The following is a 16,652-nucleotide window of genomic DNA, read 5'->3' on the forward strand; positions in this document are numbered from 1 at the left end:
ACCTCAGGTCAGCCGTTCCAGCAAAATTGTCGCCGTGTCGTGATAGGTGGTACGCGTCACTTCGCGGTAGCCGCACTTTGTCGCGACGTTCAACGAGGCGGTGTTTTGTGGATCGATGATGCAGGCGGTCTTGGCCCGTCCGAACGTCTCATCACCCCAGCCGTGGACGCGGCTGACGATTTCGGAGGCAAGGCCGGCCCCGTGGGCGGCCGGAGCCAACGCCCACCCCGCTTCGGGAATGCCTTCGATCGACGGTTCGATATCGCGCTTCAGGTCGTGGAACCCGGCCTCGCCTATGAAACGGCCGGTCGCCTTCTCCTCGATGGCCCAGAAGCCATAGCCGAGCAGCGACCACAGGCCGGCGTGACGCAGGAAGCGCATCCAGCTCTCCTCGCGCGTGCGCGGCTTGCCGCCAATGAAGCGGGTGACGCCCGGGTCGGCCCACATCTCCGCATAGGCGTCGAAATCCTCCAGTCGGTGTGCCCTCAGAATGGTTCGCTGCGTCTCGATCACGGGGGCAACGGTCGCTTGCGGGTTGTCCATGGATGCCTCACTGATGTTGTCCGCGCTTAGCAAATCGCCCCCGGTTTGCAAGGGCCAGCGCGACACGCGCCATCATCCTGGGGCGTCGTGCAATGTTCCACGGTGACCTGAGCCGAACTCCAGCCGTGCCAGGTCATATTCATGGATACGCCGGCGCGCTGCAATTCGCCCAGCCTGCTTTGGCATGGGATTTCCCGTCAAGGATGCTACCGTAGCGGCGTACCGGTTTAGCTATGCGGCCAGCGGATCTCTCTCGCAAGCGGCGCCGCTCGAGCAAAGGGAAAGAGCATGGACACGACTGACCTGGTGCTGGCAATGGGCCATCATCTGCTGGTGTTTTCCCTGGCGGGGATCATCGGCGCGGAATTCGTGCTGATCCGTGGCGACTTGCCCGCCGGCACGCTCAAGCGGCTCGCCGGCATCGACCGCCACTATGGCGCCATCGCCGCACTCATCATCATTGTCGGCATCGGCCGCGTCGTCTGGGGCCTCAAGGGCTGGGAATTCTACGTCCACAACTGGGTGTTCTGGGCCAAGATGGCAGCGTTTGGCATTGTCGGGCTGCTGTCGATCATCCCGACCGTGCGCTTCATTTCCTGGAACAGGCAGGCCAGCGCCAACCCCTCCTTTGCCGTGCCGACGAGCGAACTGGCCTCGGTGAAGACCTATGTCCGCGCCGAGGCGTTGGTCTTCCTGCTGATCCCCGTCTTCGCTGCGGCGATGGCGCGCGGCTACGGCTACTGATCCTCGGCGGCCACGGTCCCTAGCGGAGCGATCGGCACCAGGGGTGCCGGAATGCTGGTGGTCTTCTCCCGCGCCTTGCAGATATCGGCGATGACGCAGGCCGGGCAATCCGGCTTGCGCGCCTTGCAGACGTAACGGCCATGCAGGATCAGCCAGTGATGCGCGTGGCGCATATACTCGTCCGGGATGATCTTCAGCAGTTCCTGCTCGACCTGTTCCGGCGTCTTGCCGGGCGCCATGCCCAGCCGGTTGCCGATGCGGAAAATATGCGTGTCGACCGCCATCGTATGATGGCCGAACGCCACGTTGAGCACGACATTGGCGGTCTTGCGCCCCACACCAGGGAGCTTGACCAGCTCATCGCGGTTATCAGGCACCTCGCCGCCATGGTCGCGGATCAGCGCCTCCGATAGCGCGAGGACGTTCTTGGCCTTGTTGCGCCAGAGCCCGATGGTCCTGATATGGTCGCCGACCTTGGCTTCACCGAGCGCCAGCATCTTTTGCGGCGTGTCGGCAACCTTGAACAGCGCCCGCGTCGCCTTGTTGACGCCGGCATCGGTCGCTTGCGCCGAAAGCACCACCGCCACCAGAAGCGTGAAGGCGTTGATATGCTCGAGCTCGCCCTTCGGCTCCGGCCGCTGCACCGAAAAGCGCCGGAAAATCTCGTGCACCTCGGCCGGGCTGTAGAGTGACCTGGACCTGGCCGTTCTGGGGCGCGGCTTGGTGTTCGAGCCGTCACGCCGGCCGGCCGGCTGCTCTTTTTTCGGCATTGGAGACTCTTTGGACTTGGGGCTCGCCATTCCCTTCCTATAATATCCAGCCATGAGCGAAACAAACGCCTCATTCCAGGCCGACGAGCCGTTCTTTCATGCGCTGCTGACACCACACCGGTCGCTGGGCAGGACAGGCTTCTTCGTTCTGATGGGCGCCCTGCTGTTCGGCTGGCTGGTGACAGGCGCGTTTTTCCTGTCACGCGGCGCCTGGCCGGTGTTCGGCTTCTTCGGCCTTGACGTGGTCGCCGTCTATATCGCCTTCCGTGTCAACTACCGGGCCGCCCGCGCCCGCGAAGAGGTTTCGGTCTCCCGCACCAGCCTCGATATCCGCAAGACAGCCCCTTCGGGGAAATCGGAAGCGCATCGCTTCAACCCGTTCTGGGCGCGGTTTTCGGTCGCCCGTCACGCGGAAATCGGCATCACCAGGATGACGGTGGAAGCACAAGGCCAGAACGTGGCGATCGGCGGCTTCCTCGATCCCGATTCCCGCGAAAGTTTTGCCACCGCCTTTTCGCGGGCGCTGGCGACCGCCAAGACGCGCTGAACCCACCTTTTTGCGAAACCGGTTCCCGTTTTTTTTGGGATCATGCCCTAAAAGCGATACCGCAGGAGCCTGCCGATCTTGCGTAACGCCGGAATGTGTCTCCAAAGGCGGACGAACAGTTTGGCTGACCAGCCCATGCGGGCGGCGTGTTCGGGCTTGTAGGCGGAAATATCCTCGACGAACCGCAGCTTCGGGACCGCCCGTTCCAACTCGTGCGGATCCTCTATTGACCAGTGAACCTCGGCGCCAGTCGCCCTCAGGGATGGATGGAGACGAAGCAGCTTCAGCCCGAAACTGCTGTAGGCATCCAACATCAGTTCGCCACTGGCAAGATGCGAAACAAGCCGCGAAAGCAGGCGGAGCCCTTCGTCGGCGGGGAGATAGGGCGTCAGCCCCTCCGCCACCACCATGGCCGGACGGTTGCGGGGCACTTCGGCCAGCCAGCCGGGCTCGATCACCGACGAAGCGATGAGATGATAATGGTCTCGGGACGGATAGAGTTTCCGCCTGAGTTCGATGACCTCCGGATAGTCGACATCGAACCAGTCCACGCCGGCTGGCGGGTCGACACGGAAGATGCGCGTATCAAGTCCGCAGCCCAGATGCAGCACGATGGCACCAGGATTTCTGGCCAGAAAATCCTCGACACGGACGTCCAATGTCTTGGCCCGGATCGCCAGGCCGATGCCGAGATTGTCATCGACCTTGAGCCTGGAAAAATCATAATCGATCTTGCGCACCGCCTCGTCGGCGAAATGATCGTCCAGCAGCGAATTGGGCAGCCGGCTTTCCAGCGCCTTGCCGTAGAGCGTCATCAGCAGGGTCTCTCTTGCCCCCGTCAGATTTACTTTTTCACCAGCCATCTGCGCCTCCAGGCAGGACATGCGAGTCTATCTGGGACGCGTGGCGAGAAAGCAAGTTTCGGGTGGCGGTCGGCGCCCCAAGGGGCGATATTCCAAGCCAAGGAGACAGTTCCATGAGCACACAGACAGCAGTCCTCAAAAAGGACATCACGCCCGAAGGCAGCGATTATGAGATCGTTCGCCGTGCCATCGAGAAGATCAGCCTCGACTACCGTGATCAGCCATCGCTGGAAGAACTGGCTGAAGAGGTCGGCGAGACGCCGACCGGCCTGCAAAAACTCTTCACCCGCTGGGCCGGCCTTTCGCCAAAGGCCTTCCTGCAGGCGGTGACGCTGGACCACGCGCGCCGACTGCTCGATTCCGGCATGCCGCTGCTCGAAACCTCGTTCGAACTGGGCATGTCCGGTCCCGGCCGGCTGCACGATCTGTTCGTCACCCATGAAGCGATGTCGCCCGGCGACTACAAGACGCGCGGCGCAGGCCTGACCATCCGCTACGGCTATCACTCCTCGCCTTTCGGCACCGCCCTGATCATGGCCACCGATCGTGGGCTGGCCGGCCTCGCCTTCAGCGACCCCGGCGAGGAGCGCGCCGCTTTCGCCGACATGTCCAGCCGCTGGCCGAACGCCCTCTATGTCGAGGACATGGCCGCGACCGGTCCCTACGCCGCCCGTATTTTCGATCCGACGCTGTGGCGGCCGGACCAGCCGCTGCATGTCGTGATGATCGGCACCGACTTCCAGGTTCGTGTCTGGGAGGCGCTGCTCAAGATACCCATGGGCAAGGCTCGCACCTATTCCTCCATCGCCGCCAGCATCGGCTCGCCAAGCGCCAGCCGGGCGGTCGGCGCCGCCAACGGCGCCAACCCGCTCTCCTTCGTGGTGCCTTGCCATCGCGCGATCGGCAAGTCCGGCGACCTTACCGGCTATCACTGGGGCCTGACCCGCAAGCGCGCCATCCTGGGCTGGGAAGCCGGGCAAGTGTCGTCCTGAAATATCGATTTTTTAATTTCTGGCCCGAAAATATATAAATCCCGGAGACAGAAAGTATTCCGTTCAGCCTTACCGTATTATTGGATACAACCGAGGACAACCTTCGGTCTTCAACGGTATTATTTCTGCGCGATTATTTAAGTTAACTCTAAATTAACTATGGTAAAGTGATGATGACTCCAGTTAATTCGGGTGATCCGACTTAATAGGAGGGTCTCGATGAAGTTGTTTCGCCCCGTCTTCGGCGCGGCAGTGCTGGTTGCGTGCCTCGACCGGGCCGCATTGGCCACGACGCAGAATGTCATCTTCAATGGCACGATCACCGCGACCTGCGCGCTTGTTGTCGCCACCAATGGCACGATGACGGTGAGCCCAGATCTTCAGTCGCTGAGCTCACACAACAGCGGCGGTTCGGCGGGAACGGTCACGCTCACCACCACCGGAGGTGTCTCGCTCAGCGTCGATCCGGTGACCACCACCACCGTGCCGGCCGCCGATAGCACGGCCACCACCTGGACGCCGACCTATTCGGCCAGCGGCGCCCACACGATCGCGGAAACGGGGTCCGCCACCGCCCTCACCGTCCCCGGCGCCGACCTCGTCGCGGTCAACCTCGCCGGCACAAAGGGCGGCAGCAATCGCTTCGCCTCCGGAAATTATCAGGCAACGGTAACGCTGCGCTGCGAGTAGCCCTCGGGAAGGAGGCATCCTTGAGACTTTTTCGAACCCTGGCGGCGGCACTGGCCGCCGGCCTGATATCTGTTGCCGCCGCGGCTCAGTCGATGTCACCGATGAGGGGTGAGGTCAACAGCTTCACCGACGCCTTCGCGATCCGCGTCTTCCCGGCCAATCCATACGACCAGAAGATCAAGGTCGAAATCCACGTCTACGATCAGGATTTTCAGCCGGTGGACGCCAGGATCTCTCCAAGTGTCTTCCAACTCGCTTCCCAGGCTTCCCGTCCCGTCCTTGTGGTCGTGCCCTTCGGGGGCGCTGTCGAGCGTAAAGTGCGTATCTGTACCGAGAGCATCCCCTTCCCCAATCAACAGACGCAGATAAGGGCACAGATATGCGGAAAGTTTTTTGCGCACCGCAAGCCCTGACAATCGCGCTTGCGATTGCCGCGGCAAGCACGGCTCCAACCGCGGCCCAGGAACAGATTTACAATCTCAATCAGAACGAGAACGGCTTCAATCTGCCTGGCGTGACCTTGCCCCAAGGGCAGGACGAGGTCCACGCTTCCGACGGCACCACCTGCCGCTCGGCGGTCTCCGGCAGCGGCGCCTATCTCGACCTCGGCGTTATCAGGGGCAATAACCAGACGGACAATGGCGTCGCCACCTATGGCCGCGTGGTGATCCCGATCGGGCGTACGCCGAAGCGCCTCGATTGCAGCCGTCTCTACGAGCTTGAGGTCGAGCGCCTGCAGATGGAGCTGAAACTCCTCAAAATGGGCCTCGGCGCCGACGGCCAGACGGCGAGCGTAACCGCCAGGGCTTCCGCTCCCGCTCCAGCGGCGGCATCACCCGGATGGGCCGACGAAGGCTGGAGCCTCAGGACCGGAAACGGCGATGGCAAGAAAAAGAAGAAGAAATAACCGCGCGCTGCTGACGATGGCGGCATTTGCCGGCCTCTGCCAGTCTGCGCCGGCTGCAATTGTCGGCACCTGCACCATCACGATCGGGACATCGGGAACGATGACCGCTAATCCCACCATTGGCATATTGGGGTCCACGCAGGCCGGCGGTCAAAGCGCCGGAGCCACCATCACCGCGAACTCGGTGCTGTGCTCCTTGCTCAACTTGTTGGACTGCTATTCGGTATCGGCGCCAGCACCCGCCGCATTCACTTCTTCGCCGAGCGGCGGCGGCACCAATGTCACCTTCGCAACGGCCTATCGTCTCGACTCTGGCGTCAGCACGCCAGGAAGCACGGCGCAGAAGCTGGTCAACGGCACCCATACCGTTCAGGTCGATCTCACCGCCACCAAGTCGAGCGGCATCTTCCCGGCCGGCAACTATCAGGGCATGGTCACAGTGCTGTGTGAGTGACGCGGCAAATAGCGCTGGACCATTCGCGTGGTCTGGCGTCGAACGGCTTGGCAGGATAGCTTTCCGCATTCAGCAGGGAGGCATTTCTTGATTATCGTTGTCGGCTCGATCAACCTCGACCTCATCGCCAATGTGGACCGCTTGCCGAGCCCCGGCGAAACGGTGAGCGGTTCCGGCTTCACCACGGCGCCCGGCGGCAAGGGCGCCAACCAGGCACTGGCCGCGGCGCGCGCCGGTGTCGCGGTGCGCATGGTCGGCGCCGTCGGCAAGGACAATTTCGCCGCCGAGGCGCTGGCGCTGCTGCGCGACGCCAAGGTCGACCTGTCGGGCGTGGGTGAAACCTTTGCGTCCACCGGCACGGCCCTGATCATGGTCGGTGACGACGGCGAGAACATCATCGCCGTGGTGCCCGGCGCCAACGCCTCCGTCGTGCCCGGCGACCTTTCCAAGACCTTTGTGAAAAAGGGGGACGTCGTGCTCCTGCAGCACGAGATTCCGCTGGCGACCGTCGAAGCCGCGCTCGACCAGGCAAGCGCGGCCGACGCCGTCACGGTGCTCAACACCGCCCCGTTCCACGCCGAGGCGGCGGCCTTGCTCGGCAAGGCGGACTATGTTGTTGCCAACGAGACCGAGTTCGATCTCTATGGCGAGGCACTGGCGCTCGGCGGGCGCGACCGTGCGGCGCGCATGCGCGATTTTGCCGGCAAGACAGGGCGCACCGTCGTGGTCACACTCGGTGGCGATGGCGTGATGGCAGCAACGCCGACCGACTTCCTGACCGTCCCGGCAATGAAGATCATACCTGTCGACACGGTCGGCGCCGGCGACACCTTCTGCGGGTACTTCGCTGCCTGTCTCTCGTCCGGCCTCGCGCTCGACAAGGCGCTGGCGCGCGCCAGCGCGGCCGGCTCGCTGGCCTGCCTGAAGCCCGGCGCCCAACCGGCGATCCCGCTGGCCGCCGATGTCGACCAAGCCTTGAAATCCCATTGAGATAGAAGAATGCGCCCCCGGACCAAACATGCCGTGCCGCCGGCCGGCGACATCTGCCGCCTGTCCGCCGTCGACCTCGCCGACGCGATCCGCCGGAGGAAACTTTCCGTGCGCGAGGTGGTGACGGCCTTCCTCGACCGCATCGAAGCGGTCAACCCGCTGGTCAACGCCATCGTCTCGTTGCGTGAGCGCGCGGATCTCCTGCGCGAGGCCGATGCAGCCGATAGCCGGCAAGCGGCCGAAACCGAAACGCTCTTCGGCCTGCCGATCGCCATCAAGGATCTCGCCTCGACCACGGGGCTGCGCACCTCCTTCGGCTCGCCGATCTTCGCTGATTTCGTGCCGCAGGAAGACGATTTCTTCGTCGAGCGTATCCGCAACGCCGGCGCCATCATCATCGGCAAGACCAATGTCCCCGAATTCGGGCTCGGCTCAAACACTTACAACAACGTATTCGGGCCGACGCTGAACGCCTTCGATCCGGCGCTCTCCGCCGGCGGGTCGAGCGGCGGCGCGGCGGTGGCGCTCGCGCTCGACATGGTGCCCGTCGCCGACGGCAGCGACTTCGGCGGCTCGCTGCGCAATCCGGCGGCCTGGAACAATGTCTACGGCTTCCGCCCGTCCCAGGGGCTTGTCCCCGGCGGGCCGGACTTCGAGGTTTTCCACACGCAGATGGGTGTCGAGGGGCCGATGGGCCGCAACGTCGCCGACATGGCGCTGCTGCTGGACGTGCAGGCGGGGTATCATCCGCAGGCACCGCTATCCTATGAAAAACCTGGCTCGTTCCTCGAAGGGCTTGCAGAACCAGCAACCGGCGGCCGCATCGCCTGGCTCGGCGATCTCGGCGGTCACCTGCCGCTCGAGCCGGGCATTCTCGATCTCTGCGAGGCGGCGCTCGGCCGGTTCGCCGAAGCATTCTTCCCGGCTGAACCCTTGCGGCCGGATTTCGACTTCGAAGCGCTGTGGCAGGCTTTCGTGACGTTGCGCCAGGCCAGCAGCGGCTGCGCCCTCAAAGTCCATTACGACGACCCCTCGAAGCGCCTCCTGCTGAAGCCGGAAGCCATTTGGGAGGTGGAAAACGCGATGCGGCTGACGGCGCCGCAGATTCGCGCCGCCTCGGTCATCCGCACCTCCTGGCATCGCACGCTGCTGTCGATCTTCGACCGCTTCGACCTGATCGCGCTGCCGACCGCACAGGTCTTCCCCTTCGCAGTCGGCATGCACTGGCCGCGCGAGGTCGCGGGACGCGCGATGGACAGCTATCACCGCTGGATGCAGGTCTCAGCCTTCGCCACGCTGGGCGGCTGCCCGGCGGTCAACGTTCCGGTCGGCTTCGACGACAGGGGGAGGCCGATGGGCATGCAGTTGATCGGCAGGCCGCGCGGCGACCTCGCCGTGCTCAAGGCCGCGACTGCCTATGAGGCGGTGCTGCCCTGGCCAGCCGGCGCCTGAACCGGCTGCGTCGGCGTAGCGGACCACCCCGCGAGCCGGCTTGCGTCGTTTTCGCGGCCATGCATTGATCGTCGTCCATTGCGCCGCATCAGCGGCATTCTGAGGGACAATCATGTCACTGGAACTCTACGCAGCCTATGTCCTCGCTTGCATCGTCATCATCCTGGTGCCCGGCCCGACGGTCACGCTGATCATCGCCAACAGCATCCGCCATGGCTCCCGCGCCGGCCTCGCCAATGTCGCCGGCACGCAGGCCGGCCTTGCCGTCATGATCGCCATAGTCGGCATCGGTCTCAACACACTGATTTCGGGCATGGGCCACTGGTTCGAATGGGTGCGGCTGATCGGCGCCGCCTATCTGATCTGGATGGGCGTGCAGATGTTCCGCTCCAAGGGCACGCTGAACGCCGACGGAACGGCGAGGAAGCCGCGTGGCGGCTTCTTCCTGCAGGGCCTGCTGGTGGCGCTGAGCAATCCCAAGACGCTGATCTTCTTCGGCGCCTTCTTTCCGCAGTTCATCGCGCCGCAGAGCAATTATTCGCTGCAGATCTTGGTCATGGGCCTCACCGCCATGATCTTCGCCGCCATGTCGGACTCGACCTATGCATTGGCCGCCGGCCGCGCCGGCCGCATGCTCTCGGCCAGCCGCATCAAGCTCCTGTCCAGGATCAGCGGTAGCTTCATGATTGGCGGCGGCCTGTGGCTGGCGTTTTCACGGTCGAAATAGGCGCCCCTGCCCTCGCCCCTTTTACGGGGAGAGGGTGGTCTCGAAGCGATCGAGTGAGGACAGCGCCGAGGGCGCGGGCAAACATCAAGTTTGCACCCCCTGCCCGGACCTTCTTTCCGTGAACGGGAGAAGGGGTAGACTTACAGCCGCCCCAGCCTTTCCACCAGCAGAGCGAAAAAGCCGTCATGGTCGATGTCGCGCATCACCATGGCGTTCTTCTGCCGCTTGGTCACGCCCCACCAGTCGATGACGGTCATGCCCATGGTCAGTTCCGAGGCGGTCTCCACGCTGACGTTGCAGTTGCGGCCCTTGAACAGGTCCGGCTTCAACAGATAGGCGATGACGCAGGGGTCGTGCAGCGGCCCGCCGTCGGTGCCGTATTTGCCCTCGTCGTAGCGCTCGAAGAATTCCAGCATCTCGGCGGTGGCAATGCCAACCTTGCTGCCCAGATCACGAATGGCCTTGATGCGCTTGGCGGTGGTCAGCGCCTTGTGGGTGACGTCGAGCGGCATCATCACGATCGGGATGCCGGACTTGAACACCAGATCGGCGGCTTGCGGATCGACATAGATGTTGAACTCGGCCGCCGGGGTGACGTTGCCGCCCTCGAAGAAGCCACCGCCCATCAGCACGATTTCCTTGATGCGCGATGCGATCCGCGGTTCGCGGATCAAAGCCAGCGCGATGTTGGTCAGCGGCCCGAGCAGGCAGAGCGTGATGGTGCCGCTCTCTTCCCTCATCAGCGTCTCGACGATGAAGTCGACGCCATACTGCTCCTGCAGCTTCATCGTCGGTTCGGGCAGTTGCGGCCCGTTGAGGCCGGTCTTGCCATGCACTTCCTCGGCGGTGACCAGTTCGCGCGCCAGGGGACGGATGGCACCGGCATAAACCTTGATCTCCGGCCGCCCGGCCAGTTCGCAGATCTTGCGGGCGTTCTTTTCGGTAAGCTTCAGCGGCACGTTGCCGGCAACGGCGGATATGCCGACGACCTCCAGTTCGGGGCTGCCAAGCGCCAGCAGAATGGCGACGGCGTCGTCCTGGCCGGGATCCGTGTCGATGATGATCTTGCGTGGTTGGGGCATTTCAATTCCTTGTTTGGCTGGCCATGAGCTCATTGCACCGATCGCACGCCAGAGAGACGCCGAACCGGCTGCAAGCTGCCGAACCGCTTGGCCGGGAATGGCCCCGACCTTGGCGCTTCTCCTTGCATCCGCGCGTCGTTTCAAGCGCCATGTCGCTTATTCCTGTGAGTCCAGGACGCTGATCCTTTGGGCTACCCCTGTGAGTCCACGACCTGGTCTTTTGGGCTGTTCCTGTGAGCTCACGACTTGGTCTTTTTGGGCGGGTCTTTTGATGGCTTGAACTTGGTCGCGGGGCGGACCATATCAAGGCCATCGGGAAAAATGCCATCAGGGTTTTTCCAGTTTATGTCGCTCTTGAGAGGACAGTGTAACATGAGCCGAATGACGCCTTTCTCCAGCCCGCTTCTCCTGGGTTTCGACGCCATGGAAAAGACCCTGGAGCGTCTGGCGAAATCCGGTGACAGCTACCCTCCCTACAACATCGAGCGCCTCAGCGGCACCGACGGCAAAGCCGAAAGGCTGCGTATCACGCTCGCCGTCGCCGGTTTCGCCGAAAGCGATCTCGATGTGACAACGGAGGAAAACCAGTTGGTCGTGCGCGGCCGTCAGACCGACGATACCGAGCGCGAATTCCTTCACCGCGGCATCGCCGCGCGCCAGTTCCAGCGCTGTTTCGTGCTGGCCGACGGCATGCGGGTGATCGCGGCGGAGCTGAAGAACGGCCTTTTGTCGATCGACCTCGATCGGCCGGAGTCCGAACGGCTGGTACGGAAAATAAATATATCGGTGAAAGACTGATCCTTACCACTGCATCGGCCGAAAGAGTCGGCACCGATTTTGCGAAAGCACGATGCACCAACTTGAATGGCTCTCATGCGGGATGGCCTTTAGCGGCGTCCTCGCGCCAAGGAGGCTTGAAATGACCAGAACTGACGAAACCATCACCATGACCAGCGGCGAATTCGCCCATCTCGGCGAAGGCTCTGTCGCTTACCTGCGCAAGGTCTCGAGCGACGAACTGCTCGGCCGCTTCCCCAACATCGGTGAAATCGCGCCCGGCCTGGAGCTGTGGGCCCTGTTTGCCGCCAACGGCCAGCCGATCCTGCTTTCCGACGCGCGTGACCGCGCGCTGGCCGGCGCCATGGAAAACGACCTGACCACGGTCGCTATCCACTGAGCCTGGCCGTCGTCCCAATTGGAAAGGGCCGCTCCCGGCGGCCCTTCGCAAACGTCAATCCTACAGAAAAGACTCAAGCCGCGTGCGAGGCCTGCGCGTCCGACAAAAGCGCATGGATCGCCGTGGCGTCACGCGTCCCCCTGATCTTGGCCACCGTGTCGGCATCGCGCAGCACGCGCGCGATGCGCGACAGCGCCTTGAGGTGATCGGCGCCCGCCCCTTCAGGCGCCAGCAGCAGAAACACCAGATCGACAGGCTGGTCGTCCAGCGATTCGAAATCGACGGGGGTCTCCAGCCGGGCGAAAACCCCGGCGATGCGCTTCACGCCGGCGAGCTTGCCGTGCGGGATGGCAATGCCGTTGCCGACGCCAGTCGAGCCCAGCCGCTCACGCTGCAGGATGGTGTCGAACACTTCCCTCTCCGGAATGCCCGAGATCGCCGCTGCCCGTTCGGATAGCAATTGCAGAAGCTGCTTCTTGGAGTTCGCCTTCAACGCCGGCAAAATCGCCGGAACGCTGATAAGATCGCTCAGATCCATGCTTGAAAATCCCTTGTTCGCCTGCCGTCACCAGTCCCCACCCCTCGTGCGGCCGGCTTTTATCCCTGTGCGACTTCGGTCGTCACGCTTGTGCGACCTTGGTCGTTGACGGGTCGATCCAGCCGATGTTTCCGTCGGGCCGGCGATAGACGATATTGAGATGATCGGTTCCGGCGTTGCGGAAAACGAACACCGGACTGTCCTTGGTATCGAGTTCGATGACCGCCGAGGCCACCGACATGGTCTTCAGCGTCATGGTTGATTCGGCCACGATGGCCGGCGCGAAATCCTCCGGGATCTCTTCGTCGTCGTCGGCAAGCGGCGCCATCACCGTATAGGCGATGTCGGTCAACTCGCCATTGCCATTGCCCGAATTGTGCGATTTGAGACGGCGCTTGTAACGCCGAAGCCGGGTCTCCAGCCGATCGGCCGCGGCCTCGAAGGCGAGCGTCGGATCCTGGGCATCGCCGGTGGCCTGCAGCGAGGCGCCGGAATCCAGCCGGATCATGCAATCCGCCGAATAGCGCGAACCCGATTTGATGACCGTGACGTGTCCCGCAAAGCCGCGATCGAAATATTTGCCGATCGCTTCGCCGACACGATCGTTGATGCGTGTGCGGAACGCATCGCCGATATCCATGTGTTTTCCCGATATGCGCAGATTCATCTGAAAACTGACCTTCCTTGCTCAGGCTTCAAACTGTCCCGAGTTTATACTCGTGGTCCGTGCGCACAAGCTTTGCGGCGTCGCTCGCGCCGATTTAAATCCGAACTTTCCGGTTGATCACAAGCCGCCTTCTTGACCATCCCGAGGCCATTGTCGTGACGGACCATCCGCTAGCGGGCATCGGGCCCGTCTCATGCGGGCGGGCTTCTAGCCACTTCACCGCGGCTTGTCAATAAAGCTCGAAAGCTGTGGAAAATCGCAGGGGCTTAACGGCCGGCGCTGGCGAGCGCCCGCTTCTCGCGCCGGCGCTGCACGGAAGACGGAATATTCATGCCTTCCCGGTACTTGGCGACCGTGCGCCGGGCGATATCGACGCCGCTTTCCCTGAGCATGTCGACGATCGCGTCGTCGGACAGCACGTCGACAGATTTCTCCTCGTCGATCAATTGCCTGATGCGGTCACGTACCGCTTCCGAGGAATGCGCGTCGCCGCCGCCCGACGCGGCGATCGAGGCGGTGAAGAAATAGCGCAATTCGAATACGCCACGCGGGGTCAGCATGTATTTGTTCGCGGTGACCCGGCTGACCGTCGATTCGTGCATGCCGATGGCATCAGCCACCGTGCGCAGGTTGAGTGGCTTCAGCTGGCGCACGCCGTGGACCAGGAAGGCATCCTGCTGGCGCACGATCTCCGAGGCCACCTTGAGGATCGTCTTTGCCCGCTGGTCGAGGCTGCGCGTCAGCCAGTTGGCGTTTTGCAGGCACTCGGCCAGGAAGTCCTTTTCCGCCTGGTTCTTGGCGTGCGGCGAGACCTGGGCGAAATAGATATGGTCGACCAGCACGCGCGGCAGCGTTTCGGCGTTGAGCTCGACCGCCCAGCTGCCGTCATTGGCCGCGCGCACCTCGACATCGGCGACAATGGCGTCGCTGGCGCCGCCTGAAAAAGCCATGCCCGGGCGCGGATCGAGTGCCCGGATCTCGGCGAGCATGTCGAGCAGGTCTTCCTCGTCGACGCCGCAGATCCGCTTCAGCGTGTGGAAATCGCGGCGCGCCAGGAGTTCGAGGTTGGCGACCAGGGCCTTCATCGCCGGATCGAGACGGTCGCGCACGGCAAGCTGCAGCGACAGGCATTCGGCAAGATCGCGGGCGAACAGGCCGGTCGGCTCGAAGGTCTGGCACACTGCCAGCACCTTTCCCACGGCCGCGACGTCAGTGCCCAGACGCGTGGCGATCTCGGCGAGATCGACCCTGACATAGCCGGTTTCATCCAGGCCGTCGGCGAGTTCCCCGGCGATCAGTCGGGCCGCGGGATCGGTAAAGGCGAGTGCGATCTGTTCGCCGACATGGTTGCGCAGCGTGATGGCGCTTGCCGCCATGTCGCCGGCGTCGAGCCCCTCCGACGAAGAGCCGGAGCCGCCGCCATTGCCCGAGGCCGATTTCCATTGTGCCGTCAGGTCGGGTCCGAGCCGCTCGCTGGTGCCGGGATCGTCGGGAAAGAGGTTCTCCAGCGACGTATCGAGTTTTTCCGAGATCGCCTCGGCGCTCCATCCCGCTTCGTTCTCGAACCAGTCGCCGTCGGCGGCCGCTTGCGGCTCCGTCTCGTTCTTCTGCGCCTGGTCGCCGACGGCGTCGTCCTGCGGCTCCGCGCGCTCCAGCAGCGGGTTGCGTTCGATCTCCTCGTCGATGAAATGCTCGAGCTCGACATGAGTGAACTGCAGCAGCCGAATCGACTGCATCAGTTGCGGCGTCATCACCAGCGACTGCGACTGTCGGAGCTGTAGTTTCGCCGCCAACGCCATGGTTCGGTTTCAAACGCCTCCTATACGCGTCCGGACTGCCGGAAATGAATTTCGCGGTCGGCCATAGAAACTGGCCCGGCTTTTGCTTGTCAAGGCGAAGGCTAGCAAAACCCGCTTACCGGACCGTTAGCCCGGCGCAAAATCGCGGAAAAACACGTGGTCACACGCAAAAATCGCGGCCAGCAAACAAATTTCACGCCTAAGGCAATTCCAGGAAAAGCGTGCAACGGTTTTCCGTCCGGAATTGCGTGAAAAAGAAGATGGAGCGGTTCATCGATTCCACCGATGCCGAACAGCCCTAAAGCGTAAAACCCTCGCCCAGATAAAGCCGCCGCACATCGGGGTTCGCCACCACCTCGTCGGCGCGGCCATGGGTCAGCACCTGGCCGGCATGGATGATATAGGCGCGGTCGATCAGACCGAGCGTCTCGCGCACATTGTGGTCGGTGATGAGGACGCCGATGCCGCGTGCCGTCAGATGGCGCACCAGTTGCTGGATATCCGCGACAGCGATCGGATCGATGCCGGCAAAAGGCTCGTCGAGCAGCATGTAGGCCGGGCGCGTCGCCAGAGCGCGCGCGATTTCCAGGCGCCGCCGCTCGCCGCCGGAGAGCGACATGGATGGCGCCTTGCGCAGATGGCTGATGTGGAATTCCTCGAGCAGTTCGTCGAGGTTGCGTTCGCGCACCTTGCGGTCCTTTTCGACCACTTCCAGCACGGCGCGGATATTCTGCTCGACGTTGAGGCCACGGAAAATCGAGGCCTCCTGCGGCAGATAGCCGATGCCGAGGCGCGCGCGGCGGTACATCGGCATCGAGGTGACGTCGAAGCCGTCGATCTCGATCGTGCCTTCATCCACCGGCACCAGGCCGGTGACCATGTAGAAACAGGTTGTCTTGCCGGCGCCGTTGGGGCCAAGCAGCCCGACGGCCTCGCCGGCACGCACGCCCAGCGTGACGCCGCTGACGACCTTGCGGCCCTTATAGCTCTTGGTCAGGCCTTTGGCGATCAAGGTTCCCTTGAACTTGGCCTTGTCGACAGTGATCGTGGCCGGAGCCGAAATCTTGCCTGCGGCCCGTCCCGGAAGACGCGCCGTCAGCGACGACAGGCTGGCCATCAGGGGTTCGTCGCTCCCGATTTCGGCGGCGGCGTGATCGACATCTGGACACGTTGCCCAGCGCATGGATCGACCTGGGCCAGCCCGCTTTTCATCTGCACGGTCAGCTTGCAGCCGACCAGGACATTGTCGTTTTGCGACAGAACGACCTTTTTGCCCGAAAGCACCAGCACCTGGCTCTTCATGTCGAAGCTACCCTGATCGCCGGTCGCGACCTGCTGATCCGACTTGATGTAGACCTTGTCGGAGATTTCCAGGTGGTCGATGTTGGCGGAGCCGGTCATCGCCGCCCCCGCGGCTTCCGTGCCCTTGGCCGCCGCGTTGGGATCCTTGATGTAATAGACCATCATCTTGCCGGCCTTCATCAGCGTCGGCCCCTGGGCGACCGTGACATTGCCCGTGAAGATGGCGACATTCTCGGCCTGCCGCACTTCAAGCTTGTCGCTCTCGATCTGGATCGGCTTGTCGCCGGCCAGTTTGAGGCCTGACACCTGACTGGTGGCACTGGACTGCGCCAGCGACGGCGTCAGGCTGAGCAGGAGCAGCGCCGAAGTTGCGGCCGCAAGCCGTGTCGAACTGTTGAGCCACATTCG

Annotated in this window: 21 protein-coding genes; 12 read left to right on the top strand and 9 right to left on the bottom strand. The window is 63.2% G+C overall.

The genetic code is table 11. The features are described from left to right. Positions 1 to 3: 3 nt before the first annotated feature. Positions 4 to 543, bottom strand: coding sequence for a GNAT family N-acetyltransferase (locus tag FJ930_RS05500; RefSeq protein WP_141835662.1), 540 nt, complete (start codon positions 541 to 543; stop codon positions 4 to 6). A 288-nt stretch (positions 544 to 831) separates the two neighbouring features. Between FJ930_RS05500 and FJ930_RS05505 the strand changes: the two genes are divergently transcribed. Beyond that, positions 832 to 1,287 (top strand): DUF2214 family protein, encoded by a 456-nt coding sequence (locus FJ930_RS05505; protein WP_141835665.1) that lies wholly within the window; start codon positions 832 to 834, stop codon positions 1,285 to 1,287. Here FJ930_RS05505 and nth read toward each other — a convergent pair. Continuing rightward, on the bottom strand, positions 1,281 to 2,087 hold the full coding sequence (nth, locus tag FJ930_RS05510; RefSeq protein WP_141835668.1) for an endonuclease III: 807 nt from the start codon (positions 2,085 to 2,087) through the stop codon (positions 1,281 to 1,283). The two genes, FJ930_RS05505 and nth, sit on opposite strands and share 7 nt — an antisense overlap. Positions 2,088 to 2,109: 22 nt before the next feature. Here nth and FJ930_RS05515 point away from each other — a divergent pair, with 22 nt between their 5' ends. Then, the gene (locus tag FJ930_RS05515) at positions 2,110 to 2,604 is read left to right on the top strand and encodes a DUF2244 domain-containing protein (RefSeq protein ID WP_140744876.1); all 495 of its coding nucleotides are present in this window, start codon (positions 2,110 to 2,112) and stop codon (positions 2,602 to 2,604) included. Positions 2,605 to 2,651: 47 nt separating this feature from the next. On the opposite strand, the gene FJ930_RS05520 is transcribed toward FJ930_RS05515, so the two are convergent. After that, positions 2,652 to 3,467 carry a class I SAM-dependent methyltransferase gene (locus FJ930_RS05520; protein WP_141835671.1) on the bottom strand — a complete coding sequence of 272 codons (816 nt, stop codon included), beginning with the start codon at positions 3,465 to 3,467 and terminating at the stop codon, positions 2,652 to 2,654. A 113-nt stretch (positions 3,468 to 3,580) separates the two neighbouring features. Between FJ930_RS05520 and FJ930_RS05525 the strand changes: the two genes are divergently transcribed. The 8 genes from FJ930_RS05525 to FJ930_RS05560 all read left to right on the top strand — a co-directional run bounded on the left by FJ930_RS05525 (position 3,581) and on the right by FJ930_RS05560 (position 9,679). Further along, entirely contained in the window at positions 3,581 to 4,459 is an 879-nt protein-coding gene (locus FJ930_RS05525) for a bifunctional helix-turn-helix domain-containing protein/methylated-DNA--[protein]-cysteine S-methyltransferase (protein ID WP_141835676.1), read from the top strand. A gap of 219 nt (positions 4,460 to 4,678) precedes the next feature. Further along, complete coding sequence (locus FJ930_RS05530; protein WP_141835679.1) at positions 4,679 to 5,149, top strand: hypothetical protein; 471 nt, start codon at positions 4,679 to 4,681, stop codon at positions 5,147 to 5,149. A 20-nt stretch (positions 5,150 to 5,169) separates the two neighbouring features. Continuing rightward, positions 5,170 to 5,562: a hypothetical protein gene (locus FJ930_RS05535; RefSeq protein ID WP_141835683.1), complete on the top strand. Its 393-nt coding sequence runs from the start codon at positions 5,170 to 5,172 to the stop codon at positions 5,560 to 5,562. After that, the gene (locus tag FJ930_RS05540) at positions 5,529 to 6,056 is read left to right on the top strand and encodes a hypothetical protein (RefSeq protein ID WP_141835686.1); all 528 of its coding nucleotides are present in this window, start codon (positions 5,529 to 5,531) and stop codon (positions 6,054 to 6,056) included. The genes FJ930_RS05535 and FJ930_RS05540 overlap by 34 nt, the downstream gene beginning before the upstream one ends. Next, a complete protein-coding gene (locus FJ930_RS05545; RefSeq protein ID WP_141835688.1) occupies positions 6,031 to 6,510 on the top strand; it encodes a hypothetical protein in 480 nt (159 codons plus the stop codon). Before FJ930_RS05540 ends, FJ930_RS05545 begins: the two co-directional genes overlap by 26 nt. 87 nt (positions 6,511 to 6,597) lie before the next feature. Next, positions 6,598 to 7,500, top strand: coding sequence for a ribokinase (locus FJ930_RS05550; RefSeq protein ID WP_140744883.1), 903 nt, complete (start codon positions 6,598 to 6,600; stop codon positions 7,498 to 7,500). Between the two features lie 9 nt (positions 7,501 to 7,509). Continuing rightward, positions 7,510 to 8,952, top strand: coding sequence for an amidase (locus FJ930_RS05555; RefSeq protein ID WP_141835691.1), 1,443 nt, complete (start codon positions 7,510 to 7,512; stop codon positions 8,950 to 8,952). Between the two features lie 112 nt (positions 8,953 to 9,064). Further along, positions 9,065 to 9,679: a LysE family translocator gene (locus FJ930_RS05560; protein WP_141835695.1), complete on the top strand. Its 615-nt coding sequence runs from the start codon at positions 9,065 to 9,067 to the stop codon at positions 9,677 to 9,679. Between the two features lie 140 nt (positions 9,680 to 9,819). Here FJ930_RS05560 and FJ930_RS05565 read toward each other — a convergent pair whose 3' ends face one another. After that, entirely contained in the window at positions 9,820 to 10,761 is a 942-nt protein-coding gene (locus FJ930_RS05565; RefSeq protein WP_140744886.1) for a nucleoside hydrolase, read from the bottom strand. Between the two features lie 372 nt (positions 10,762 to 11,133). On the opposite strand from FJ930_RS05565, the gene FJ930_RS05570 reads away from it, so the two are divergent. Together FJ930_RS05570 and FJ930_RS05575 are read left to right on the top strand one after the other, a co-directional pair. Next, on the top strand, positions 11,134 to 11,559 hold the full coding sequence (locus FJ930_RS05570) for an Hsp20 family protein (protein WP_096450220.1): 426 nt from the start codon (positions 11,134 to 11,136) through the stop codon (positions 11,557 to 11,559). A 121-nt stretch (positions 11,560 to 11,680) separates the two neighbouring features. Beyond that, on the top strand, positions 11,681 to 11,938 hold the full coding sequence (locus FJ930_RS05575) for a DUF1150 family protein (RefSeq protein ID WP_140609171.1): 258 nt from the start codon (positions 11,681 to 11,683) through the stop codon (positions 11,936 to 11,938). Positions 11,939 to 12,011: 73 nt separating this feature from the next. On the opposite strand, the gene ptsN is transcribed toward FJ930_RS05575, so the two are convergent. From ptsN to FJ930_RS05600, 5 genes are all read right to left on the bottom strand, one after another. After that, positions 12,012 to 12,476, bottom strand: coding sequence for a PTS IIA-like nitrogen regulatory protein PtsN (ptsN, locus tag FJ930_RS05580; RefSeq protein ID WP_140744887.1), 465 nt, complete (start codon positions 12,474 to 12,476; stop codon positions 12,012 to 12,014). Positions 12,477 to 12,558: 82 nt separating this feature from the next. Continuing rightward, a complete protein-coding gene (raiA, locus tag FJ930_RS05585) occupies positions 12,559 to 13,143 on the bottom strand; it encodes a ribosome-associated translation inhibitor RaiA (RefSeq protein WP_140744888.1) in 585 nt (194 codons plus the stop codon). A gap of 266 nt (positions 13,144 to 13,409) precedes the next feature. Then, positions 13,410 to 14,942, bottom strand: a complete 1,533-nt coding sequence (gene rpoN / locus FJ930_RS05590) for an RNA polymerase factor sigma-54 (RefSeq protein WP_141835698.1) — start codon at positions 14,940 to 14,942, stop codon at positions 13,410 to 13,412. 298 nt (positions 14,943 to 15,240) lie between these two features. Next, positions 15,241 to 16,059: an LPS export ABC transporter ATP-binding protein gene (gene lptB / locus FJ930_RS05595; protein ID WP_141835701.1), complete on the bottom strand. Its 819-nt coding sequence runs from the start codon at positions 16,057 to 16,059 to the stop codon at positions 15,241 to 15,243. Continuing rightward, complete coding sequence (locus FJ930_RS05600; RefSeq protein ID WP_141835704.1) at positions 16,059 to 16,649, bottom strand: LptA/OstA family protein; 591 nt, start codon at positions 16,647 to 16,649, stop codon at positions 16,059 to 16,061. Before FJ930_RS05600 ends, lptB begins: the two co-directional genes overlap by 1 nt. Positions 16,650 to 16,652: the final 3 nt, after the last annotated feature.

Origin of the sequence: Mesorhizobium sp. B2-4-15, assembly GCF_006658505.1 — a bacterium.
Taxonomy (GTDB): domain Bacteria; phylum Pseudomonadota; class Alphaproteobacteria; order Rhizobiales; family Rhizobiaceae; genus Mesorhizobium.

Excerpts from the sequence above, each read along its gene's own strand:
- FJ930_RS05500 (WP_141835662.1), bottom strand. The coding sequence starts at position 543 with ATGGACAACCCGCAAGCGACCGTTGCCCCCGTGATCGAGACGCAGCGA.
- FJ930_RS05505 (WP_141835665.1), top strand. The coding sequence starts at position 832 with ATGGACACGACTGACCTGGTGCTGGCAATGGGCCATCATCTGCTGGTG.
- nth (WP_141835668.1), bottom strand. The coding sequence starts at position 2,087 with ATGGCGAGCCCCAAGTCCAAAGAGTCTCCAATGCCGAAAAAAGAGCAG.
- FJ930_RS05515 (WP_140744876.1), top strand. The coding sequence starts at position 2,110 with ATGAGCGAAACAAACGCCTCATTCCAGGCCGACGAGCCGTTCTTTCAT.
- FJ930_RS05520 (WP_141835671.1), bottom strand. The coding sequence starts at position 3,467 with ATGGCTGGTGAAAAAGTAAATCTGACGGGGGCAAGAGAGACCCTGCTG.
- FJ930_RS05525 (WP_141835676.1), top strand. The coding sequence starts at position 3,581 with ATGAGCACACAGACAGCAGTCCTCAAAAAGGACATCACGCCCGAAGGC.
- FJ930_RS05530 (WP_141835679.1), top strand. The coding sequence starts at position 4,679 with ATGAAGTTGTTTCGCCCCGTCTTCGGCGCGGCAGTGCTGGTTGCGTGC.
- FJ930_RS05540 (WP_141835686.1), top strand. The coding sequence starts at position 5,529 with ATGCGGAAAGTTTTTTGCGCACCGCAAGCCCTGACAATCGCGCTTGCG.
- FJ930_RS05545 (WP_141835688.1), top strand. The coding sequence starts at position 6,031 with ATGGCAAGAAAAAGAAGAAGAAATAACCGCGCGCTGCTGACGATGGCG.
- FJ930_RS05555 (WP_141835691.1), top strand. The coding sequence starts at position 7,510 with ATGCGCCCCCGGACCAAACATGCCGTGCCGCCGGCCGGCGACATCTGC.
- FJ930_RS05560 (WP_141835695.1), top strand. The coding sequence starts at position 9,065 with ATGTCACTGGAACTCTACGCAGCCTATGTCCTCGCTTGCATCGTCATC.
- FJ930_RS05565 (WP_140744886.1), bottom strand. The coding sequence starts at position 10,761 with ATGCCCCAACCACGCAAGATCATCATCGACACGGATCCCGGCCAGGAC.
- FJ930_RS05570 (WP_096450220.1), top strand. The coding sequence starts at position 11,134 with ATGAGCCGAATGACGCCTTTCTCCAGCCCGCTTCTCCTGGGTTTCGAC.
- FJ930_RS05575 (WP_140609171.1), top strand. The coding sequence starts at position 11,681 with ATGACCAGAACTGACGAAACCATCACCATGACCAGCGGCGAATTCGCC.
- ptsN (WP_140744887.1), bottom strand. The coding sequence starts at position 12,476 with ATGGATCTGAGCGATCTTATCAGCGTTCCGGCGATTTTGCCGGCGTTG.
- raiA (WP_140744888.1), bottom strand. The coding sequence starts at position 13,143 with ATGAATCTGCGCATATCGGGAAAACACATGGATATCGGCGATGCGTTC.
- rpoN (WP_141835698.1), bottom strand. The coding sequence starts at position 14,942 with ATGGCGTTGGCGGCGAAACTACAGCTCCGACAGTCGCAGTCGCTGGTG.
- lptB (WP_141835701.1), bottom strand. The coding sequence starts at position 16,059 with ATGGCCAGCCTGTCGTCGCTGACGGCGCGTCTTCCGGGACGGGCCGCA.
- FJ930_RS05600 (WP_141835704.1), bottom strand. The coding sequence starts at position 16,649 with ATGTGGCTCAACAGTTCGACACGGCTTGCGGCCGCAACTTCGGCGCTG.